General features: G+C 63.9%; 20 protein-coding genes. 11 read left to right on the top strand and 9 right to left on the bottom strand.

Annotation, left to right across the window (positions count from 1 at the left end; all coding sequences use genetic code 11):
* Positions 1 to 24 precede the first annotated feature (24 nt).
* Positions 25 to 426 carry a DUF2631 domain-containing protein gene (locus MHX66_RS03280; RefSeq protein ID WP_239199773.1) on the bottom strand — a complete coding sequence of 134 codons (402 nt, stop codon included), beginning with the start codon at positions 424 to 426 and terminating at the stop codon, positions 25 to 27.
* 143 nt (positions 427 to 569) lie between these two features.
* Between MHX66_RS03280 and dxr the strand changes: the two genes are divergently transcribed.
* The 3 genes from dxr (at position 570) to ispG (ending at position 4,241) form a co-directional block, all read left to right on the top strand.
* A complete protein-coding gene (gene dxr, locus MHX66_RS03275) occupies positions 570 to 1,760 on the top strand; it encodes a 1-deoxy-D-xylulose-5-phosphate reductoisomerase (protein ID WP_239199926.1) in 1,191 nt (396 codons plus the stop codon).
* The gene (locus tag MHX66_RS03270) at positions 1,745 to 2,989 is read left to right on the top strand and encodes an RIP metalloprotease (protein ID WP_239199770.1); all 1,245 of its coding nucleotides are present in this window, start codon (positions 1,745 to 1,747) and stop codon (positions 2,987 to 2,989) included. The genes dxr and MHX66_RS03270 overlap by 16 nt, the downstream gene beginning before the upstream one ends.
* Before the next feature lie 91 nt (positions 2,990 to 3,080).
* Positions 3,081 to 4,241, top strand: a complete 1,161-nt coding sequence (ispG, locus tag MHX66_RS03265; protein WP_011273699.1) for a flavodoxin-dependent (E)-4-hydroxy-3-methylbut-2-enyl-diphosphate synthase — start codon at positions 3,081 to 3,083, stop codon at positions 4,239 to 4,241.
* Here the strand turns inward: ispG and MHX66_RS03260 are convergent.
* Entirely contained in the window at positions 4,234 to 4,956 is a 723-nt protein-coding gene (locus tag MHX66_RS03260; protein ID WP_239199767.1) for an ABC transporter ATP-binding protein, read from the bottom strand. The two genes, ispG and MHX66_RS03260, sit on opposite strands and share 8 nt — an antisense overlap.
* Positions 4,953 to 5,834: an FtsX-like permease family protein gene (locus tag MHX66_RS03255; protein ID WP_239199764.1), complete on the bottom strand. Its 882-nt coding sequence runs from the start codon at positions 5,832 to 5,834 to the stop codon at positions 4,953 to 4,955. The genes MHX66_RS03260 and MHX66_RS03255 overlap by 4 nt, the downstream gene beginning before the upstream one ends.
* A 154-nt stretch (positions 5,835 to 5,988) precedes the next feature.
* On the opposite strand from MHX66_RS03255, the gene MHX66_RS03250 reads away from it, so the two are divergent.
* From MHX66_RS03250 to MHX66_RS03230, 5 genes are read left to right on the top strand one after another with little or no spacing between them, the layout of a single operon-like run.
* The gene (locus MHX66_RS03250) at positions 5,989 to 7,071 is read left to right on the top strand and encodes a sensor histidine kinase (RefSeq protein ID WP_083293807.1); all 1,083 of its coding nucleotides are present in this window, start codon (positions 5,989 to 5,991) and stop codon (positions 7,069 to 7,071) included.
* Between the two features lie 9 nt (positions 7,072 to 7,080).
* Positions 7,081 to 7,731, top strand: coding sequence for a response regulator transcription factor (locus MHX66_RS03245; RefSeq protein ID WP_239199761.1), 651 nt, complete (start codon positions 7,081 to 7,083; stop codon positions 7,729 to 7,731).
* Between the two features lie 20 nt (positions 7,732 to 7,751).
* Positions 7,752 to 9,632, top strand: coding sequence for a penicillin-binding transpeptidase domain-containing protein (locus tag MHX66_RS03240; protein ID WP_239199742.1), 1,881 nt, complete (start codon positions 7,752 to 7,754; stop codon positions 9,630 to 9,632).
* Between the two features lie 11 nt (positions 9,633 to 9,643).
* Positions 9,644 to 10,513: a type I methionyl aminopeptidase gene (gene map / locus MHX66_RS03235; protein ID WP_239199739.1), complete on the top strand. Its 870-nt coding sequence runs from the start codon at positions 9,644 to 9,646 to the stop codon at positions 10,511 to 10,513.
* Between the two features lie 25 nt (positions 10,514 to 10,538).
* Complete coding sequence (locus MHX66_RS03230; RefSeq protein WP_239199736.1) at positions 10,539 to 11,090, top strand: carboxymuconolactone decarboxylase family protein; 552 nt, start codon at positions 10,539 to 10,541, stop codon at positions 11,088 to 11,090.
* Here MHX66_RS03230 and MHX66_RS03225 read toward each other — a convergent pair.
* The gene (locus MHX66_RS03225) at positions 11,087 to 12,238 is read right to left on the bottom strand and encodes an HNH endonuclease signature motif containing protein (RefSeq protein ID WP_239199733.1); all 1,152 of its coding nucleotides are present in this window, start codon (positions 12,236 to 12,238) and stop codon (positions 11,087 to 11,089) included. The genes MHX66_RS03230 and MHX66_RS03225 overlap by 4 nt on opposite strands.
* Positions 12,239 to 12,395: 157 nt before the next feature.
* Here MHX66_RS03225 and MHX66_RS03220 point away from each other — a divergent pair, with 157 nt between their 5' ends.
* Entirely contained in the window at positions 12,396 to 13,031 is a 636-nt protein-coding gene (locus MHX66_RS03220; protein WP_239199730.1) for a DUF1648 domain-containing protein, read from the top strand.
* Here MHX66_RS03220 and MHX66_RS03215 read toward each other — a convergent pair.
* The 3 genes from MHX66_RS03215 to MHX66_RS03205 are packed head-to-tail and all read right to left on the bottom strand — an operon-like array spanning position 13,023 to position 16,287.
* Positions 13,023 to 13,862, bottom strand: coding sequence for an SDR family oxidoreductase (locus tag MHX66_RS03215; RefSeq protein ID WP_239199726.1), 840 nt, complete (start codon positions 13,860 to 13,862; stop codon positions 13,023 to 13,025). The two genes, MHX66_RS03220 and MHX66_RS03215, sit on opposite strands and share 9 nt — an antisense overlap.
* Positions 13,863 to 13,880: 18 nt before the next feature.
* Positions 13,881 to 15,260, bottom strand: a complete 1,380-nt coding sequence (gene mtr, locus MHX66_RS03210; RefSeq protein ID WP_239199723.1) for a mycothione reductase — start codon at positions 15,258 to 15,260, stop codon at positions 13,881 to 13,883.
* The gene (locus MHX66_RS03205) at positions 15,244 to 16,287 is read right to left on the bottom strand and encodes an alpha/beta hydrolase (protein ID WP_239199720.1); all 1,044 of its coding nucleotides are present in this window, start codon (positions 16,285 to 16,287) and stop codon (positions 15,244 to 15,246) included. Before MHX66_RS03205 ends, mtr begins: the two co-directional genes overlap by 17 nt.
* 118 nt (positions 16,288 to 16,405) lie before the next feature.
* On the opposite strand from MHX66_RS03205, the gene mqo reads away from it, so the two are divergent.
* Positions 16,406 to 17,878, top strand: a complete 1,473-nt coding sequence (gene mqo / locus MHX66_RS03200; RefSeq protein ID WP_239199717.1) for a malate dehydrogenase (quinone) — start codon at positions 16,406 to 16,408, stop codon at positions 17,876 to 17,878.
* Here mqo and MHX66_RS03195 read toward each other — a convergent pair.
* Positions 17,875 to 19,245 carry a protein adenylyltransferase SelO family protein gene (locus MHX66_RS03195; RefSeq protein ID WP_370646258.1) on the bottom strand — a complete coding sequence of 457 codons (1,371 nt, stop codon included), beginning with the start codon at positions 19,243 to 19,245 and terminating at the stop codon, positions 17,875 to 17,877. The two genes, mqo and MHX66_RS03195, sit on opposite strands and share 4 nt — an antisense overlap.
* Here MHX66_RS03195 and cobA point away from each other — a divergent pair.
* On the top strand, positions 19,244 to 19,975 hold the full coding sequence (gene cobA, locus MHX66_RS03190) for a uroporphyrinogen-III C-methyltransferase (protein WP_239199711.1): 732 nt from the start codon (positions 19,244 to 19,246) through the stop codon (positions 19,973 to 19,975). The genes MHX66_RS03195 and cobA overlap by 2 nt on opposite strands.
* On the opposite strand, the gene yaaA is transcribed toward cobA, so the two are convergent.
* Positions 19,972 to 20,697, bottom strand: coding sequence for a peroxide stress protein YaaA (yaaA, locus tag MHX66_RS03185; RefSeq protein ID WP_239199708.1), 726 nt, complete (start codon positions 20,695 to 20,697; stop codon positions 19,972 to 19,974). The two genes, cobA and yaaA, sit on opposite strands and share 4 nt — an antisense overlap.
* Between the last annotated feature and the right edge of the window lie 2 nt (positions 20,698 to 20,699).

Raw genomic sequence — 20,699 nt, 5'->3', positions numbered from 1 at the left:
AAACTAGAAACTAGCCGGTCAGAGTTAGCGGTTCAGCGTAGCCGGGTCGATGTTCTGGCTACGCAGCTCATCGTCGCTCAGGTCGGCGTAAGCACCCGTCAGGTTCAGCTGGTCAGCGGACCACACCGGCTCCACATGGCCCTCGGGCTTGTTGCGAGCGGTAACGGTCGTGCGCTGCTTGAAAGTCGGGCGGGCCACCCACAGACCAACGCCGAGGAAGACCACGACTGCCAACACGATCAGCCAAATATTCTCAACGTTGCCCTTGTGGTTGCCGAACAGCATGCCCAGCAAGAACAGGCCGCCGATGACACCGGCGGTAATGATTCCGCGACGCGGAAGCTCGCTCCAGCCCCAGGCCGCAGACGGAACGTCCGCAGTGGATACGCCGTTGTAAACTTCAGCTTCCTTAGAGTGTTGCGCCACCGTTTCCTCCTGAAAGTCAAAAAAATTCTATCCCCGCTATTTTGACACATTGGGACGAGATTGTCCCTATCCGCGCCCAGGCATGGGCAGGAAAATACCCAATTTAGGTGGGGAGACGGGGCGTCACCAAGAAAAGAAATAGAATAGACCGCGTGAAAACGCGAGTAGTAGTCCTAGGCAGCACCGGATCCATCGGCACCCAAGCACTGGAGGTGATGGCGGATAACCCAGAGCGCTTCGAGCTAGTTGGCATTTCCGCGCACGGCTCCAAGCCGGAGGTGCTGGCCCAGCAGGTCCGCGACTTCGGGCTGGACCTCGCGCGCGTGGCGGTGGCCTCCGAGCACACGGCGGAGTGGCTGGACGGGGAGTTCGGCGCCCACTGCATCCGGGGCAAGGATTCTGCCCGCGAGCTGGTCGAGGCCATCGGTCCGGAGCTGGGGGAGGGCGACGTCATTCTGAACGCCCTGGTCGGCTCTCTGGGCCTTGATGCGACCCTGGCGACTCTGGGCACCAAGGCGAAGCTGGCGCTGGCGAATAAGGAATCCCTCGTCGCAGGCGGCCAGCTGGTTCTGAAGGCGGCGGACGAAGGGCAGCTGATCCCCGTGGATTCCGAGCACTCCGCGATGGCGCAATGCCTGCGCTCCGGGCGGGTGGACGAGGTCGACTCGCTGGTGCTCACCGCCTCGGGCGGGCCGTTCCGCGGCTACACGCGCGCCCAGCTGGAGGACGTCACCCCGCTGCAGGCCGCAAACCACCCGACCTGGTCGATGGGGCAGATGAACACCCTTAACTCCGCGACGATGGTCAACAAGGGCCTGGAGCTGATCGAGGCCAGCCTGCTATTCGGCATTCCCGCCGAGAAGATCGACGTGACCGTCCACCCGCAGTCGATCGTCCACTCCATGGTCACCTTCATCGACGGGGCGACGATCGCCCAGGCCTCTCCGCCGTCGATGAAGCTGCCGATCTCCCTGGCCCTCGGCTGGCCCGACCGCATCGCGGATGCTCAGCCCAAGCTGGACTTTTCCCAGGCAACCGACTGGCACTTCGAGCCCTTGGACGACGAGGTCTTCCCGGCCGTAATCCTGGCACGCCAGGCGGTCACTGCCGGCGGGACGATGCCCGCGGTTTATAATGCTGCGAACGAGGAAGCAGCCGTCGAGTTCCTCAACGGCCGGCTGAGCTTCCCCCGGATTGTGGACACGGTTGCGGCAACCATGGAGACCTGTCAGCACCTGTCCGCCGAACCTAACGAACTCGAAGATGTGCTGGCGGCAGAGCGCGAAGCCCGAGCCAAGGCGCACGAAAGGATGGCCACGTGGCTTTCGGACTAGGGATCCTTCTCTTCGCCCTAGGCATCGCCCTATCCATCGCCCTGCACGAGGCGGGGCACCTGATTGCCGCCCGCATGTCCGGCATGCGCGTGCGGCGCTACTTCATTGGCTTCGGCCCGACAATCTTTAGCTTCCGCAAGGGCCACACCGAGTACGGCCTGAAGGGAGTGCCTCTCGGTGGCTTTTGCGACATCGCCGGCATGACGAAGCTGGACGATATGACCGACGAGGAGTGCCCGTACGCCATGTACGACAAGCCGGCGTACCGGCGCATCTTCGTGATGCTCGGCGGCATCATCATGAATATCCTGCTCGCGCTCGGCATCCTCTACGGGGTGGCGCTGGCCTGGGGGCTGCCGGACCGCAACGTGGTCTTTACTCCCACCGTCGAATCCACCCAGTGTGCACCGGCGAAGCAAAATTCGGACGGCACGCTCGCCAAGTGTACGGGCGACGGTCCCGCGGCGGAATCTGGCGTCCAGACCGGCGATACCTTCCTCTCCGTCAACGGCGAAGAGACAGAGGACTTCCGGGAGTTCACCAAGGCCATCGCCGCCGAGGCCGAGCGCGCCGCCGACGATGGCAAGCAGGTCGGCGACCGCATCACGGTCCCGGCAGTCGTGGACCGCAACGGTCAGCACAAGAACCTCGACCTGCAGATCGAGCTGGTCGAACGGTTGAACAGCGCCGGCAACACCATGACCTCCGGCGCCGTCGGCATCCGCGCCAAGCGCCCGGAGCTCGTGATCAACCAGTACAACCCCGCCAGCGCGGTGGGTGGCACGCTATCCTTCACCGGTGGCATGGTCAACGACACGTTCCACGGCCTGATCGCCCTGCCGCAGCGCGTGCCGGGCGTGGTCGAGTCCATCTTCGGCGGCAACCGCGAGGACGATTCCCCGATGAGCGTGGTCGGCGCCTCCCGCGTCGGCGGCGAGCTGGTGCAGTACCAGCAGTGGATGAGCTTCCTCATGACTCTGGCGAGCCTGAACCTCTTCCTGGCCGCCTTCAATCTGGTGCCGCTGCCACCACTGGACGGCGGGCACATCGCCGTGGTGATCTACGAAAAGATCCGCGACTTCTTCCGCCGCCTGCGCGGCAAGCAGCCCGGCGGCCCCGCCGACTACACGAAGTTGATGCCACTGACGTACGCGGCCACGGCGGTACTGCTGGTGTTCGGCATTATCGTAATCGTTGCCGATGTGGTTAACCCGATCCGTATTTTCTAGTTAGTTGACGCCCACCTCTGCGCCCGCCGAACGGCGCGTAGAATTGGTGGGAGTTTGAACGGCATTCACGACTGAAAGGTTGTCTTCGTACATGTCTGGTATTTCCCTGGGTATCCCCGACGGTCCGCCTCCGGTGCTGGCCCCGCGGCGCAAGACCCGCCAACTAATGGTCGGCGGGGTAGGGGTCGGTAGTGACCACCCGATTTCGGTGCAGTCGATGACCACCACGAAGACGCACGATGTTAATGCGACGCTGCAGCAGATCGCCCAGCTGACCGCCTCCGGCTGCGACATTGTCCGCGTGGCCTGCCCGAAGACGGTGGATGCCGAGGCCCTGCCCGCGATCGCCGCGAAGTCCCCGATCCCGGTGATCGCGGACATTCACTTCCAGCCGAAGTACATCTTCAGCGCCATCGACGCCGGCTGTGCGGCGGTGCGCGTAAACCCCGGCAACATCAAGGAGTTCGACGGCCGAGTCAAGGAAGTTGCGAAGGCTGCCGGGGATGCAGGCATTCCGATCCGTATTGGCGTCAATGCCGGTTCGCTGGATAAGCGCATCATGGAAAAGTACGGCAAGGCTACGCCCGAGGCGCTGGTTGAGTCCGCGCTGTGGGAGGCCAGTCTTTTCGAGGAGCACGGCTACGGCGACATCGCTATCTCCGTGAAGCACAACGACCCGGTCGTAATGGTGGAAGCCTACCGTCAGCTCGCCGCCCAGTCGGATTACCCGCTTCACCTGGGTGTCACGGAGGCCGGCCCGGCCTTCCAGGGCACCATCAAGTCCTCTGTGGCTTTTGGCGCCCTGCTGGCCGAGGGCATCGGCGACACGATCCGCGTGTCCCTGTCCGCCGATCCGGTGGAGGAGATCAAGGTCGGCGACCAGATCCTGCAGTCGCTGAACCTGCGCCCCCGCAAGCTCGAGATCGTGTCTTGCCCCTCCTGTGGTCGCGCGCAGGTGGATGTGTACAAGCTGGCCGACGAGGTCACTGCGGGCCTGGAGGGCATGGAGTTCCCGCTGCGCGTGGCCGTCATGGGTTGTGTGGTGAATGGCCCGGGCGAGGCCCGCGATGCAGACCTTGGCGTGGCCTCCGGCAACGGCAAGGGCCAGATTTTCGTCAAGGGCGAGGTCATTAAGACCGTGCCGGAGGACCAGATTGTGGAAACGCTCATCGAGGAAGCTATGCGCATCGCCGAGGAGGAGGGCCTGGAGGCCGTCGAGGGCCAGAAGGCCGAGGTGCGGGTGACTAAGTAGTCGCCATCTCTACTTCGCTGGCCTTGCCGTCGACCAGCTCGATGCGGCGGTCCAGCGTGGCCAGCTGCTTCTGATCGTGGGAGACGTACAGCACTGGCGTGTTGCGCTCGCGTGCTAGGTCCACGATCAGCTCGGTGACGCGCTGCGCGTTGGCGGTGTCCAGCGCCGCGGTCGGCTCGTCCACCAGCAGCAGCGCCGGGTCGTTCATCAGGGCGCGCGCCAGGTTCACGCGCGCCTGCTGGCCGCCAGAGAGCTCGGAGACCTTCGCGTCCTCTCGCCCTTCCAGGCCCACTTCCTCGAGCAGGCGCTCGGCCTTCTCTTCTTGTTGACGCCACGCCTTGCCGCTGATGCCGAATGGCTTATCCAGGCGGCTCATCACCATGAGCTGCTCCTTGGCCGTCAGTGCCGGCAGCAGGTTCGGCTGCTGGAACACGATGCCCAGGTGGCGGCGGCGAATCTCCGCGGCCTGGCGGTCGGAGACGGTGCCGAGCTCCAGGGTGTCCGCGCCGTGCAGGGTGGCGGAGCCGGAGGTGGCGGTTTCCAGGCAGCCGATGATGGACAGCAGGGTGGACTTACCGGAACCGGAGGGGCCGGTGATGCCGACGACCTCGCCGGGGTCCACGTTGAAGCTGACGTCCGTCAGCAGGTTGCGCTTGGTGGTTCCGTCGGTGATCTCGAGGGAAATGTTCTTTACTTCGAGTGCTGGGAAAATCATGAGTTCATTGCCTTTCGCGGATCGACCTTCATTACGGGGATGATGGACAGGCCGGCGCCGAGCAGGCCTGCGGCCAACAGGATGGCGGCCGGGACGAGGGTGGTGTTGGCGGCGACCTCCATGGGGATGCCTTCCATGAATCCGCCGACGCCGACGGTGAGCAGTGTGCCCGCGGCAATGCCAACGAAGAGCACGACCAGAGCCTGCCCGACCGCGTCGCTCAAGATGCTCGAGCGCGTGCCGCCGAGTGCCACGGTGATGGCCACGCCGCGCAGGCGCTGCATCGTCCACACGGTGAAGAACGCTCCCAGCACCAGAGCGGAGATTACGTAGAGGAGGACGATCATGAGGTTCAGGGAGGACTGCTCGCCCTTGTAGGAGGCACTGGCATCCAGGGCGTTCTTGCCCTTCAGCATGACTGCGCCGTCTATCGGTTTGGCATCCTCGGCAACCACGCCGAAGGTGGAGGCTCCGGGCAGGTTCTCCACCTCGCCGGTGCTCATCCAATGGATGGGCTGGTGCTCGAGGTAGAGGTCCTCGCTGGGCTTGTGGCCGTTGTCGGACATTGCGATGAAGGCCTGACCCTCCTCATCCTTCGAGCGGGCCATCGTGACGACCTCTCCGCCACGGCTCTTGACCTCGCTGACTTGGGCGTCAGTAAGAGAACCAGTACTCAAGTTCACAGTGCCGCCGGTATCGTTCAGCACGAGTTGGCGATCGCTTCCGACCTTGTGCTCCAAGGCGGAGGCGGACTGGTAGCTCAGGCCTGCCGACAGGGAGCTCAGGAGCGTGACCATTGCGGTGATGAGCAGGACGGTGGTGATGATGAGCGCCGTCTTGCCACGGGATACGCGCAGCTCGCGGATCCCTTGAAACATGAATCCCCGGACCGGGGTTAACGACTTATTACTTAGCATGGTTCTTATTCTTCGCGCGTTATAGAAGGAACACATCGGGCTAAGGAGTAGTCTTTGCCTCATACTTTTGGTGGAGGCGGGCAGCACCTTTCGGCCACTAGACTTGGGAGCGATCATGATGCACAAAGCCAAGTCGAACAAAGTCGTTGCACTGAACCGCGCCTGGGCTTACCTGGGTCTGGGGCTCCACCTGCTGATGGCCCTGCTGATGGCCGTGACCGTCATCAGGGACGGCTGGTCCTGGAACGCGGTGGCCCTGTGCTTCATCTACGTCATGGGCCTGTGGCTGCGCCCCACCTGGCTGTGGCTCACGTTGGTCATCGCCACCTGGGCGTGCCTGTTGCTGGTCGCCCCGAGCGCCGTTTTCATGGCATTCGCGCTGTTCTTCCTGTGCGTCGGCGTGCTGCCCCTGTGGCCGGCGATCGTGTGTAACGCGGTGGTGACCATCCTGTCGGTCTATCAGGGCGGCGAGGCGCTGGGCCCCACCGTCGCCGCCGTGGTCGCCACCGTCGTCGGCGTGGGCTTCAAGGAGCTACGCGACGAAGCCAGCGCCCGCGAGGCCGCCAGCCGCCACGCAGGCGAAATGGGCGAACGCACGCGCCTGGCCGGGGAGATCCACGACACCATCGCGCAAGGGCTAAGCTCCATCCACATGATCCTGCAGGCCGTAGAAAAGCGGGTGGAGGACCCGGAGGTTCTGGAGGACCTGCGCCTTGCCCGCACCACCGCCGAGGACAACCTGGCCGAAACCCGGCGCATTATCGCCGCCCTGCAGCCCGGCCCGTTGGTCGGCGGCGACCTGCCAATAGCCCTGGCGCGCGTGAGTTCCGGCACCCCACTGGGCGAGGCCTTGAGCTTCGAGGTCGAGGGCGAACCCTATGACCTGGACGAAAAGGTGGAGCAGGAGCTCACCCGCATCGCGCAGTCCCTTGTCTCCAACGTGGTGAAGCACTCGGAAGCCACGCGCGCCCGGGTCACCTTGACCTACCAGAGCGACCTTCTCAGCCTCGACGTCGTGGATAACGGTCGGGGCATGGATGAAGAGTTAGTGAGCAAGATCGCCGCAGACAAGATGAGCCTTTCGCCGGTCGGTCTGGCGGGCGTGCGGCGCCGCGCCAACCTAATCGGCGCGACCATGCACGTGGAAAGCTCGCCGGGCGCCGGCTGTGGTGTATCCATCCAGGTGCCGATTCGTTAGGAGTTAGAAGTGCCAGACCAGCTACGTGTCCTGATCTGCGACGATCACCCCGTGGTTCGCGCCGGGATCGAGGCGATGCTGCGCGGAACGGGGGACGTGGAGATCGTGGCCTCCGTGGGCGACCCCGACCGCGCCGTCGCCATCTGCGCCGAGGAACAGCCCGACGTGGTGCTCATGGATCTGCGCTTCGGGGAAGGCCCCGGCAGCGAGGGTGCAGAGTCCGGGGGAGTGCGCGCCACCCGCGAGATCCGCAAGCGCAAGCCCGCTCCGCAGGTGCTGATCCTGACGAACTATTCCACCGACAGTGACGTCCTGGGAGCCATTTCCGCCGGCGCGGTCGGCTATCTGCTCAAGGACTGCGCCCCCGACGAGTTGGCCGAGGGCATCCGCCAGGCTGCCCGCGGGCAGACGGTGATGAACAAGAACATCATGGGCAAGCTCCGCGGCCGGCTGGCCAATCCCTTCGAGTCGCTGACCAATCGCGAGCAGGAGGTCCTTGTGCTCGCCAGTCAAGGTAAATCTAACCGGGCGATTGCAAAGGACCTGATCCTTACCGAAGCGACCGTGAAGTCCCACTTGGCGCACGTTTTCTCCAAGCTGAATGTGAAAAACAGAACAGCTGCCGTTGCCGTGGCGAGGGAACGCGGAATCATCGATTAATCCTGTTACTCTCTGTGCCTATGCGCACCACCTCTTGGACCCCTCGCCGGAGCATCACCGCGGCCGTCACGACGGCTGGCCTGGTGCTGGGCGCTGCGGCTTGTACGCCGAAACCCGATGTTGCTGATGACGCCGCCCAGGCCTTCCTTGCCGCCCTTTCCAACCCGGGTGAAGCCTCGCAGGCCGGAGGGGAGACCGATAACCCCGACAAGGCGACCCAGGCCATCGAGAAGGCGTGGCAGTCTCTGCAGGCCGAGGGCCTGCATACGGAACTGAAGAACGTCAATACTCAGGACAACCAGGCCACCGCGCAGTATTCGATGCGCTGGGACCTGCCGGGCGGGCGGGAGTTTTCCTATGACTCGTCGATGAACCTCACCCGCACCGGGGATGACTGGTCCGTGCGCTGGCAGCCCGCCGTGCTACACCCGGAGCTGGGCGCTAACCAGCACCTGGAGCTGCGCAGCGTTCCCGCCACCGTCGCCAACGTGGTGGGCTCCGATGGCGCGGTGCTGCTGGAGCCGGGTACCCAGTATCGCGTACTTGTCGATCCGGATAAGGTTTCCAGCGTCCAGAGCACTATGCAGCGCATTGCCGGTGAGCTGGACTCGCTGCGGGGCAGCGATAAGTCCGTGCCCCGCATCGACCCGGTGGAGAAGGCCAAAGAGGCTGCCGATGTGGACGGGGAGTACTCCGTCCTGACCGTCAACCAGGGCCAGGGCAAGCGCCTGCAGAGCGTCCTCGGCAACGTCGAAGGAGTACGCCTCAACGAGGAGCCCGCCCTCGTACGCCCCGATCCCTCCTTCGCCCCCGACATCATGGCGCGCGTCAGGGGTGTAGTGGAGAAGGACCTGCAGGGCGAGGCTGGCTGGAAGGTCGTCGCCGCCACCAGCGAGGGCAACGAGGTGGCCAAGGTTGGCGGCGAGGATCCGAAGTCTTCTCCGAGTGTGCGCGTATCCCTGTCCCGCAAGGTCCAGGAGGCCGCCCAGAAGGCGGTGGATACCCGAGCCGACGCCAAGACGATGATGGTGGTCATGCGCCCCTCGACCGGCGAAGTGCTGGCGGTCGCCCAGTCTGAGAAGGCCGACGAGGACGGCGATGTCGCCCTGATGGGCCAGTACCCGCCCGGCTCGACGTTTAAGATGCTCACCGCATACGCGGGCCTGCAGAAGCAGGGGCTTAGCCCGGATTCGATCGTCGGCTGCCCCGGCACGCAGGACATCGGCGGGCGCATCGTCACCAACTACAACGGCTTCTCGCTGGGCAACACCCCGTTGGAGAATGCCTTCGCCAAGTCGTGCAACACCACCTTCGCGGACATCTCCACCAAGCTGAAGCCGGGCGAACTGAAGGACATCTCCGCGCAGTTCGGCCTAGGCGCCGACTATGACATCGAGGGGCTGGAGACCATCACCGGCGCCGTACCCGAGGGCGAGACGATGCTCGACCGCACCGAGGCCGGCTATGGCCAGGGCCTCGACCTCGCCAGCCCCTTCGGCATGGCCCTGGTCGCTTCCGCCGTGGCAGCCGGCAAGGCGCCCACCCCGTACCTCATCGCCGGCGAGAACCACAACACCGAAGCCAAGAACGACGAGGCCAAGAAGGACGCCAAGAAGAAGCTGGACCCGAAGGCCATCCAAGAACTCCGCCGCATGATGCGCGCCGTGGTCACCAACGGCTCGGGCTCCGGTGTCGCCGGCGCCGGCGAGGTCTATGCCAAGACCGGTGAAGCCGAGATCAACGAGGGCTCCCACAGCTGGCTCGCCGGATACCGCGGCGACCTGGCCTTTGCCACCCTTATTGTCCTTGGCGGCGGATCCGAGCACGCTACTTCCGTGACCGCCGACTTCTTCAAGAACCTGGATGGCCCAGACGCGGAGGCGGAAGGGCGTCAAGAGTAAGATAGGGAGCCATGACTCGAGCACCATTGACCCCCGGTAACCCCACGCCCATCCGCTCCGTCCCGGCCCACATCGAAAGGCCGGAGTACGCCTGGAAGGACAGTGTGCAGGAGAACGTGGGCGAGCCGTGGGTGCAGACTCCAGAGACCATCGAGAAGATGCGCGAAGCCAGCCGCATCGCCGCCGATGCCCTGCAGGCCGCAGGTGCCGCCGTCGCCCCCGGCGTGACTACCGATGAGGTCGACCGCGTGGCGCACGAGTACATGTGCGACCACGGCGCTTACCCCTCCACGCTCGGCTACCGGCACTTCCCGAAGTCCAGCTGTGTGAGCCTCAACGAGATCATCTGCCACGGCATCCCCGACAGCACCGTGATCCAGGATGGCGACATCGTCAACATCGACATCACCGCCTACAAGAACGGTGTGCACGGCGACACCAACGCAACCTTCCTGGCCGGCGACGTCTCCGAGGAACACCGCCTGCTCGTCGAGCGCACCGAAAAGGCCATGTGGCGCGGCATCAAGGCCGTGAAGCCCGGCCGGCAGATCAACGTCATCGGCCGCGTGATCGAAAGCTACGCCAAGCGCTTCGGCTACAACGTCGTGGAGGACTTCACTGGCCACGGCGTTGGCCCGACCTTCCACAACGGCCTGGTGGTACTGCACTACGACCGCCCGACCATGTACACCGACCTGCTCGAGCCGGGCATGACCCTGACCATCGAGCCGATGATTAACCTCGGCGGGCTGGAATACGAGGTGTGGGACGACGACTGGACCGTCCAGACCAAGGATCGCCAGTGGACCGCGCAGTTCGAGCACACCCTGGTCGTCACCGAAGACGGCTACGAGGTTCTGACAATTCCCAGCGAGGGCTAGCTCGACCGACTAACCTCCCGGAAGTATGGGAGACAAAACTATACCTCTGGGGCCTGGCCCCGTTCCTCGTAAACAACACCTCCGCCGCCTCGGCCCGTTCGGCGCCTTCGCCACGCGCGTGGGCGCCCGAGTGACCAAAAGGAAGAACCTCGGAGTGTTCGCCACCATTGGCCGCGCTCCGCGCTTGTTCTTCTTTTGGCTGCTGTATGGTGGCTCGATGATGCCCTTCGGCTACCTCTCGCGCGTCGAGACCGAAATGATCATCCTGCGCGTCGCCTACTTGCGCGGTAGCGCCTACGAAGCCGACCAACACCGTGCCCTCGCTGCAAAGGTTGGGGTTCAGGATATTGACGCCCTATTCCAGCCCGACCACGGCCGCACCGGTCGCCACGGCACCTTGCTGGACGCCGCCGAGCAGCTCGTCCGCGACCGTGGCCTTACCGCCGACATGGCCCAGCGGCTGCGGGGTCTGCTGAGCGAGCGCGGGCAGGTCGCGTTCGTCATGCTAGTGACCAACTATGACGGCCTGGCCACGGCGCTGGACGTCATGGGAGTCCCAGTAGACGAGCCGCGCTAGGCCGCCCGCCGGCGATTCTCCGCCCGCTGGGCAAAGGTTTCCCGCCCCAGCGGCCCGTTGGGTGCCGTCATGACGGTGTGCCCGTCGCCGTGGCTGGTCCAAGTTTCATTGCCGTCGGGATGGATGGTGACGTCCCAGGAGCCAGTCGTCTTCGCGTTGTGGTGCTTGGTGCAAAGACAATGGAGGTTTGAGGTGGAAGTAGGGCCACCTGCCTGTGGGGTTTCATGGTTATAGCGCTGCACGTGGTCCAACTGGCATTTATGCGCGGGCACCGAGCAGCCAGGGAAGCGACAGGTTCCGTCGCGCCCCTCCACGCTGGCCCGCACCAAAGGTATAGGGGAATAGCCCTCGTTGCTAACGGCGCCGGGGAACTGGACGTGTGTGACGCGATCCTTCCACCTCTGTGTGGCCTTTGAGTTGACCCAACCACCTGCGGCCCAGATCTGGGCATCTGGCTGATCCGTACTCTGATAAAGGTTCAGTGTGATTTCTGCCTTGGTCTGCCTGCGAACCAAGCGCATTAGTGCCTCGGCGCGGGAGCAAGAATTGTTCTTGACCACGTTGTTGAGCGTCCGCTGGAGCTCTAGCCCTTCGAGCTTGGGTAGCGTCAAGAAGAAGACAGTGGTGGTATCGGGGCGATCGTCGATGTCCAGGCGCGCGGAGGAGCCCGGATCCGTATCCTTTGACTCCTCCGGCAGGGCCTGGGGATCGTGTTTGCGGATCACTTGCTCGATACGGCCGCGGATGGTTGCCCGGGCAAGCATTGCTTGGTTCGGGACGGTGGGGGAGATCGCCCTAAAAATTTTTTCCTCGAAGGTTTCGGGGACGTCTGCCTTCACGGGGCTGAGGCACTCAGCCATGCATCGCAGCAGGTCAAGCGAGTAAGCACCGGAACGGGCGAGCTCGAGGATGGTGGGGAAGCGGCGGAACATGTGGCCGATCTCCACCAGCGTGAGCGCGCGGTATTCTGTGAGCCCCAGGCGCACGGCCAGGCGGGTGGATACGTCGATGACACACTCGTTCATCTCGGGCGTGCAGGCCACGGCGAGGTTCACGTGCCCGCGGTTAACTTCGCACGCGGCTGCGCTTAGTGGATCGTTCGGGTCGGTGATGCGCCAGCAGGGTGTGATGGTGGAATGCTCGAACATGGTTTTCCCCTTATTGCCTGTTCGGAGGTGCTTTTGTGGTGTAGCCAAAAAATTCTCTTGGCTTGTGCGAGCAGTATATAAACCGCCTCGGACAACCCCTTGCGCCTAAGTAGAATTAATCGAACACCGAGCTTGAAAAAATCTTTGAGGAACACCGATGAGTACAGCAAACCGCACATGGACGCTCACTGGGGCGGCGCTGGCGCTGCTTGGCCTGGCGGCCGGGTACGTGGCCGCGCGGTGGGAGGACATTCCGGAGCGCTTCGCGACCCACTTTGGTACTCGCTTCGAGCCGGATGGCTGGAGTGACAAGACCGTGGGGTCGGTGTTCTTCCCGACGATATTCGGCGCGGTATTGGTGCTGCTTTTCGTGCTGATAGCCGCGGGGATACTGCGTTGGAAGCCCTCGCATGGTTACACGGCAATGTGGCTAGCCGTGATGAACTTTGCGCTGGCCATCATGTTTGCGAGCCTGCAGGTCGTGACCGTGCTGCACACGGACTGGGTGGCTCCGGCCATGATCGGTTCGCTGGTGCTGGTGCTGGGAGCTAGCCTCGCCATGGTTGTGGCGCTGGCGAGGAAGCAGAACAACACCACGAGCCCGAGCACCGACAACGACGAGCACTACAAGTGGGGCATGTTCTACTACAACCCGGACGACCCGGCCGTGCTGGTGGACAAGCGCCACGGGGTGGGCGTGGACTTCAACTACGCCCACTGGCAGGGCAAGGCGTTCGCTGTCTTTGTCGTTCTGGTGCTGCTCGGCTCTATTCTGTTGCCCTTTTCATTTTGACGCCCATCGGAACCCAGCGTTAAGCGCCTTCATCACGCCCTTGTAAGCCCAGGGGGTGTTTACTTGCGCCCAGCGGGCAATAGGAATGTCCCCGCTGGTGTTGATGAGGTACTTGCCCTTGTCCACACCCTTCAAAATTTTTTGAGCCGCCTTGGCGGGGGTGACGGCGTGGCCCTGGAACAGGGCCGTTGCCTTCTGGATGCGCTTCTTGGAGCGATCCACGCCGTGGATGTCGATGGTGCGAACCAGGGGAGTGTCCACCGCGCCCGGGGCGACGGCGTGCACATCCACGCCGTAAGGGGCTAGGTCGAAGCGCAGCACCTCGCACATGCCCAGCACGCCACCTTTGGAAGCAGAATAGGCCGCGTGCCACGGCAGTCCGATGATGCCCGCGGCGGAGGAGACGAACACGAATTTCCGGCGATCGCGGCGGCGCCGGCGCACCGGCTGGTCCTCCATCATCTTGGGTGCGAAGGCCTCCACCATGTGCACGGAACCCATTAGGTTCACGTCGATCACGCGCTGCCACTTCTCGTGCGGCATCTGGCGCACGTCACCCCAGATGGCGATGCCGGCGACGTGGTGGACCTGGTCCGGGGCGCCGTGGGATGCGACCACGTCGTCCGCCCAGTCTTTCACGGCTTCCACGTCGGTGACGTCTACGGTGCGCTGGTCGGCGACGGTACCCCCGCGGTTGGTGATGTCGCTGGCAGTAGTGGCCAGGCCTTCCTCGTCGCGGTCGCTGATGGCCACCGCATAGCCGCGTTCAGCTAGCTGCAGTGCCACCTCCCGGCCGATACCTGAGGCTGCTCCGGTGACTACTGCAAACATGGCGAGAAAGCTCCTTTGTTAGTTTTCGAGATCTAACCCAAGTAGGGCGTTCTCGACCAATTCTGTCAGAGCGGGGTGGGGCCAATACTGTTTTTCGGCGAAATCGCGGGCATTAATTCCGAAGGTCATGGCGGTGACGAAGCACTGGATCAAAGAGCTGGCCTCCGGGCCGATGATGTGCGCGCCGAGGATCTCGCCGGTGCTGCGGTCGGCGATGACCTTGCAGAACCCGGTGGTATCCTCCATCGCCCAGCCGTAAGCCACGTCGCCGTACTTCTGGATCTTCACAGTAATGGGGCGGCCCGTCTCGCGCGCCTCCTGTTCAGTCAGACCGACCACGCCGATCTGCGGATGCGCGAACACGCCGCTGGGGACCACATCGTGGTTGAACTTTCGCAGATCATCGGGGTGAGCTAGGTTGTGCGCCACCACCCGCGCCTCGGCGTTGGCGACGTGCTTGAGCTCGAAGTCGTTGCACGCATCGCCCAGCGCCCACACGCCGTCGGCGCAGGTGCGGCCGTACTCGTCGACCTCGATTAGGCCGTCTTTTCGGGTTTTGACGCCACCCGCTTCGCAGTCCAACGTGTCCGAATTGTTGACGCGCCCCATCGCAACGAGGACTTCCTCGCCTGTGACGGTAGTTCCGTCATCAAGGGTGAGGGTGATCTGGCCATCGTCGTTTTCTTCGGCGGCGGTGATGTTGCACCCCAAGTGGTTCGTCCACTGCTGCTTGGCTTGGGTGGTGAAGGCTTCGGAGATGTCGGCGTCCAACTTCCGCAACAGCTTGTCCGAGCGATTGATGAGCGTAACTTGCGTGCCGAGGCCAGAGAACATGGCGGCGAACTCCACGGCGACGATGCCACCGCCGACGACGATGAGGGACTTCGGCAGCTTATCCAGGCGCATGATGTCCTCGTTGGTGCGGTAGCGCACGTCGGCGAGGGCGGGGTGGATGCGCGGGCGCCCGCCGGTGGCCAGAACGATGTCGGTGCCGGTGATAGTGGGGCCGTCATCGATCTGCAGCGTGCGGGGGCCAACGAAGCGGGCGGTGCCTTCGAAGAGGGTGATGTTCGGGGTTTCCTCGCCTGCGCGGTAAGCGGCGCCGCTTCGACTGATGGGATCGATGCGTTCGGCGAAGACGCGGCGCTGGATGTCCTTCCAGTCAACGTGCTGGAGCTCGCCGGTGAGGCTCAGGCGGGAGGCCTCGGAGAAGCTGCGGGCGACGTCGGCGGTGTGGACGAACATCTTGGTCGGGATGCAGCCCACGTTGATGCAGGTGCCGCCGAAAGTGCCCTTCTCCACGATGGCGATTCTCTGATGCTCGTTGGCGGGGCTGGGCAGGGAGTTGCCAGAGCCGGTGCCGACGATGATGAGGTCGAAATCAGGCACGGTGAACATTCCTTTCGTTGAAGACGTCGCTAAGCCACTCGTCGGTGGCGGCGAAGGCCTTAGCACGGACTTTGGGGCGGGAGAGGAACACGTCGTGCAGCGCGCCCTCGATGACGATGGTGGTGGATAGGGAAGAAGCGTTGGAGGCCTGCTGCCACATCTGGCTCGGCATCAGGATGAGGTCGGCGTTGTAGGACTCGCGGGACAGCTTCTTGGAGAAGTGATGGGTGTGGCTGGTCAGCAGCAGCGTAGGCACGCCCGTGTCACCCCTACCGGAGTGGAGGCGGCGGATCTCCCGGGCTACGCCCAGGAGCCACTGCAGATACTTCGGGCGTGGCTCGAGCGGCTTGAGGCGCAGGTTATAGTTCCATTCGCCTGCCTCGGTGACGTGCAGGGATCTACCGTAAGTCGGGTTGATCCCGCCGGGCAGCAGCAGGTTCGACTTCAGCTTGTTGACCACCGGGAACACGCGGTTAATGACGAAGCGAACGGCCGGGTTGAACTGCAGGCCAAACCACGGCGAGTTCAAAACGATGGCGGCGATGGAACTGTGGAGGGGGGAACCGGCGTCAAAAAGGCGATGAGCCCACATCGTCACATCCAACCCGCCGGTCGAGTGCCCAACAGGAACGACCGCGGTGTGGGTGGCGGCGAGGAGGGACGTGGCCGTGGAGAGATCCACGTCGTAGAGCGACTGATCGCTGACGTGGTGCCAGGTTTGCCCCTCGCGCCAGGAGCGACCGCACTTGCGCAGATCCAGACCGTAGACGGCAAAGCCGGAGTCGTGAAAATGGCGGGCCACGTGATCCTGAAAGAAATAGTCCGTCATTCCATGGACAAATAGCATGGCGGGGCGAGAGAAAAAGGAATCGTCGGGCGTATCCGGGCAGTAACGCACCAGGGTGCAACGAATGGGGGACTCGCCATCCGGGTCATCGCCCAGCTCGAGGAAGCATTGGCCGAAGCCTTCGCCCAGCTCATCGGGCAAAAACTTGAGATCGGCGGCGGAGGAAGGGAGTACGGGGCTATTAGGCATGTACTCATGCTAGCGCCACGAGCAGGCAAAGATCATTGAAACATTGGCCTATAGGCGTAGAGTAAATATGACACAATAACGGTCTGACTTTTTTCGCCTTTGAAGGAATGAATAGATAGTGGCACATAAAGATTCTGTGGACGTCGCACTAATTGGTGCGGGTGTTATCTCCACCACCCTGTCCGTCATGCTGAAGCAGCTGCAGCCGGACTGGAGCCAGGTGATCATCGAACGTCTGGACACCCCTGGTGCGGAATCCTCCGACCCGTGGAACAACGCTGGTACCGGCCACTCCGCGCTGTGCGAGCTGAACTACACCCCTGAGGTCAACGGCAAGATCGACATCTCCAAGGCCGTCGGTGTGAACGAGAAGTTCCAGGTCTCCCGCCAGTTCTGGAGCTACTTGGTCGAGCAGAACGTGCTGGGCGACCCGTCCGAGTTCATCAACAAGGTTCCGCACGTCTCCTTCGCACAGGGCATGGACCAGGTGGACTACCTGAAGGCTCGCTACGAGGCGCTGAAGGATCACCCGCTGTTCCCGAACATGCAGTACAGCGACTCCGACGAGAAGTTCGCCGAGTTCCTGCCGCTGATGGCCCGTGGCCGTGACTTCAACAACCCGGTTGCGATTTCCTGGTTCGACGCCGGCACCGACATCAACTACGGTGCGCTGACCCGCCAGTACCTGGACGCCGTCACCGCTCAGGGCGTGGAGGTTCGCTACGGCAACGAGGTCAAGAACATCAACCGCGACGGTTCCAAGTGGAAGATTACCACCAAGAACCTGCACACCGGCGACACCTCCGTGATCACCGCGAACTTCGTCTTCGTCGGCGCCGGCGGCATGGCTCTGCCGCTGCTGCAGAAGACCGGCATCCCGGAGATCAAGGGCTACGGCGGCTTCCCGGTCTCCGGCCAGTGGCTGCGCTGCACCAACCCGGAGCTGGTGGAGCAGCACCAGGCCAAGGTCTATGGCAAGGCATCCGTCGGCGCCCCGCCGATGTCCGTTCCGCACCTGGACACCCGCGTGATCGACGGCAAGAAGGGCCTGCTGTTCGGCCCGTACGCAGGCTGGACTCCGAAGTTCCTGAAGAAGGGCAGCTACCTGGACCTGTTCAAGTCCCTCCGCGTGGGCAACCTCCCGTCCTACCTGGGTGTGGGTGTGCAGGAGATGGGCCTGACCAAGTACCTGATCGAGGAGGTGCTGGAGGACCAGGCAGCCCGCGTGGAATCCCTGCGCGAGTACATGCCGGAGGCACGTGCCGAGGATTGGGAGCTGGTCACCGCCGGCCAGCGCGTGCAGGTGATCAAGCCGATCGGCGCGCCGAAGTTCGGCTCCCTGGAGTTCGGCACCGCGCTGATTAACTCCAACGACGGCACCATCGCCGGCCTGATGGGTGCTTCCCCGGGTGCTTCCATCGCTCCGTCCGCAATGCTGGAGGTGCTGGAGCGCTGCTTCGGCAACCGCATCGCCGACTGGGCACCGAAGCTGCGGGAGATGATTCCTTCCTACGGCACACGCCTGTCCAAGGATGCCAACCTGTTCAACGAGCAGTGGGATCGTTCCCAGAAGGCCCTGAAGCTGGTCTAGGTACCGCAGTAGGTCGTGAACTCGGCTTCCTCGCGCGGCACCGCCGCATGGAGGCCGAGTTTTTCGTATTTATCGTCCCATTCGAAGGGGCTACGTAGCGCCTCGAGCGCCAGTAGGTAGCGGCTGAGGTCACCCGTCTCGGCCTGCTCTAGCGCGGCCTGCATGCCGTGGTTGCGGGGCAGGTAGATGGGATTGCGCGGGTGGGGATCCTGCGCCGTCCAACGCTCGGTCCACTCGGCGGCACCAGGAGTGTTCTCTAGGCCCAGAGGGATCTCGCCCGGGGTCAAGTTCGCCAGTAGCGCACTGTAGTCGGGGGCCGCGACCTGCAGCAGGTCAAGCAGCTGCTCGGCGCATTCCGAGGCTCCCAGCGCGGCGGCCATCTGTTTGTCCCACGCCGCGGCATATTGTGGCTGAAATTGTTGCAAGCGCTCTGTAAATTTTTTGACGCCCTCATCCACCAGCGGCACGAGTGCCTCAGCCAGGCGCGCGAGGTTCCACATCATGACGGCGGGCTGTTGGGCGTAAGCGTAGCGGCCACGAGTGTCTATGGAGCTGTACACCGTGTCGGTGGCGAAGTAATCCATGAAGGCGCACGGGCCGAAGTCGATGGTCTCCCCGGAAATTGCGATGTTGTCGGTGTTCATCACCCCGTGGATAAAGCCGAAGCGCATCCAGCTGGCGACGAGTTTGGCTTGGCGGGAGACGGTGGCGTCAAAAAGATCGAGCGGCGACGTGCCTTCCGGAAAGTGGCGGGCGAGCGTGTAGTCGACGAGGCGTTCGGTGACCTGCGGGCCCATGAGCGCAGCGTATTGGAAGGTGCCGATGCGGATGTGGGAGCCGGCGACGCGCACGCCGACCGCGCCTGGGTGGAAGTGATTGCGCCGCACGGTGTGACCGGTGGAGAGGACAGCCAGTGAGCGGGCGGTGGGGACACCCAGGGTGTGGAGGGACTCGGCGAAGGCATACTCCTTGAGGGCGGCGTCGAGGGGATAGTGGCCGTCACCCCCGCGGGAGAAGGGGGTGCGCCCAGTGCCCTTGGCGTGGATGTCCCAGTCCTTTCCCTGGGGATCCGTGTGCTCTGACAGTAGGAGCGCGCGGCCATCGCCCATGCGCGGGTTGAACTGGCCGAATTGGTGGCCGGCGTAGCCGAGTGCATGGCCTCCGTGCTGGCCGGTGAGGAAGGCAATGCCCTCGGGCCTGCGGAGCCACTGCGGATCCAAGCCCAGCTCAGTGGCGAGGGGCTCGTTGAGCACGAGGATCTGCGGGTCGGGGAATACCTCCCCGGTGCAGGGGAGAGCGAGTTCCGGGAAGTGCTCGGCAAACGTATTCATGGTGTTGCCCATTGTAGGGGTAGGCTGAATTGCCATGAGTGACACAGGGAAAGTGGTGCTGATCGGCGGAGGGCCTGGGGCATGGGACCTGATTACAGTGCGCGGGATGCGCGCGCTACAGGCAGCCGACGTGATCCTGACTGATCACCTGGGCCCCACCAGCGAGCTGGACAAGCTGTGCGACGTGGAGACCAAGGAGGTCATCGACGTGGCGAAACTGCCGTACTCCAGGCAGGTCAGCCAAGAAAAAACCAACGAGCTGCTGGTGGAGCACGCACGGGCGGGTAAGACCGTCGCCCGGCTTAAGGGCGGGGACCCGTTCGTGTTCGGGCGTGGCTTCGAGGAGGTGCAGGCGTGCGCTGCGGCGGGCGTGGCTTGCGAGGTAATCCCCGGTGTGACCAGTGCCGTCAGCGTGCCCGCTGCAATCGGCGTACCCGTGACCCAGCGGGGAGTGGTGCATGCCTTCACCGTGGTCTCCGGCCACGTGGCGCCTGATCACCCGAACAGCCTGGTGGACTGGCGCGCGCTGGCGGCCTCCGGAGCCACGCTGTGCGTGATCATGGGAGTGCGGAACGTGGCCGCGATTGCCGCGGAGTTGCAGGCCGGGGGACTGGCAGCCGACACTCCGGCGGCCGTGATTCAGGAGGGCACTACCGACCAGCAGCGGGGATTCCGCTGCACCCTGGGCACACTGGCCGAAACTTTCGAAGCCAATGAGGTCGGCTCGCCAGCGGTGTACGTGATCGGTGAGGTCGCGGGCCTCTAGACGACGAGGGTGAGCTCCGTGGAGTTCTGCTCCACGGTGAAGCCGGCCGCGCGGGCGATATCGGCAACGTCGGTGGCAGTGGCGCCGCTGGGATCCAGCGCCAGTGCGCGGGCGAGTAGGCCCTTGTAGTGCTTGTTGAAGTGGCTGACGACCTTTCGACTGCCATCGGGTTGCACGGATTCCACCCGCACAGTCACCGTAGTCTTGAGCTTGCCGAGCTGCTGGTAGGCTCCGGAACGCAAGTCCACCACCAAGCCGTGCTCCTGCTCTGCGCGCTGCAGCGCCTCGGTGATGGCGGAACCCCAGCGCTTCTTCATGGTGGTGCCGGGGGTGAGCTTAGTGCCGCCTGAAAGCCGGTAGTGGGGGATCGGATCTCCGCCCATGACCAGGCCATACAGTGCTGAACCGATGGCTAGGTGAGACGTGGTGGCGTCAGAAAGAGAAGACACATCGAGCGCATCGTAGAGCACGCCCGTATATCGGCGTAGGGCCGGCATCGTCGGGGCGGTGCGCAGCACCTGGTTGGCTTCGACCTCGCCGCGTAGTTTCTCGGAAAGGCCCAGAACCTGCATGGCGGCCTCCGGATCTTCGGTGCACAGGGCGACCAGATCGCGGGTGATCTCCTCGCGGATCGGGTCGAGTTCCGGGAAGTGCAACGGTTCCCCGGCGGGCAGCGAGCCACCGGGAGCCTTGGTTTCGGACGGGGGAAGCACGATCAGCATTC

The organism is Corynebacterium sp. ACRPH (assembly GCF_022347285.1).
GTDB lineage: Bacteria > Actinomycetota > Actinomycetes > Mycobacteriales > Mycobacteriaceae > Corynebacterium.
This window is presented reverse-complemented; position numbering and strand designations above follow the sequence as displayed.

Bases quoted from the DNA above. Each gene is read 5' to 3' on its own strand.
- ispG (WP_011273699.1), top strand. From the start codon at position 3,081: ATGTCTGGTATTTCCCTGGGTATCCCCGACGGTCCGCCTCCGGTGCTG.
- MHX66_RS03260 (WP_239199767.1), bottom strand. From the start codon at position 4,956: ATGATTTTCCCAGCACTCGAAGTAAAGAACATTTCCCTCGAGATCACC.
- MHX66_RS03255 (WP_239199764.1), bottom strand. From the start codon at position 5,834: ATGTTTCAAGGGATCCGCGAGCTGCGCGTATCCCGTGGCAAGACGGCG.
- MHX66_RS03250 (WP_083293807.1), top strand. From the start codon at position 5,989: ATGATGCACAAAGCCAAGTCGAACAAAGTCGTTGCACTGAACCGCGCC.
- MHX66_RS03240 (WP_239199742.1), top strand. From the start codon at position 7,752: ATGCGCACCACCTCTTGGACCCCTCGCCGGAGCATCACCGCGGCCGTC.
- map (WP_239199739.1), top strand. From the start codon at position 9,644: ATGACTCGAGCACCATTGACCCCCGGTAACCCCACGCCCATCCGCTCC.
- MHX66_RS03230 (WP_239199736.1), top strand. From the start codon at position 10,539: ATGGGAGACAAAACTATACCTCTGGGGCCTGGCCCCGTTCCTCGTAAA.
- MHX66_RS03225 (WP_239199733.1), bottom strand. From the start codon at position 12,238: ATGTTCGAGCATTCCACCATCACACCCTGCTGGCGCATCACCGACCCG.
- MHX66_RS03220 (WP_239199730.1), top strand. From the start codon at position 12,396: ATGAGTACAGCAAACCGCACATGGACGCTCACTGGGGCGGCGCTGGCG.
- MHX66_RS03215 (WP_239199726.1), bottom strand. From the start codon at position 13,862: ATGTTTGCAGTAGTCACCGGAGCAGCCTCAGGTATCGGCCGGGAGGTG.
- mtr (WP_239199723.1), bottom strand. From the start codon at position 15,260: ATGTTCACCGTGCCTGATTTCGACCTCATCATCGTCGGCACCGGCTCT.
- MHX66_RS03205 (WP_239199720.1), bottom strand. From the start codon at position 16,287: ATGCCTAATAGCCCCGTACTCCCTTCCTCCGCCGCCGATCTCAAGTTT.
- cobA (WP_239199711.1), top strand. From the start codon at position 19,244: ATGAGTGACACAGGGAAAGTGGTGCTGATCGGCGGAGGGCCTGGGGCA.
- MHX66_RS03195 (WP_370646258.1), bottom strand. From the start codon at position 19,245: ATGGCAATTCAGCCTACCCCTACAATGGGCAACACCATGAATACGTTT.
- yaaA (WP_239199708.1), bottom strand. From the start codon at position 20,697: ATGCTGATCGTGCTTCCCCCGTCCGAAACCAAGGCTCCCGGTGGCTCG.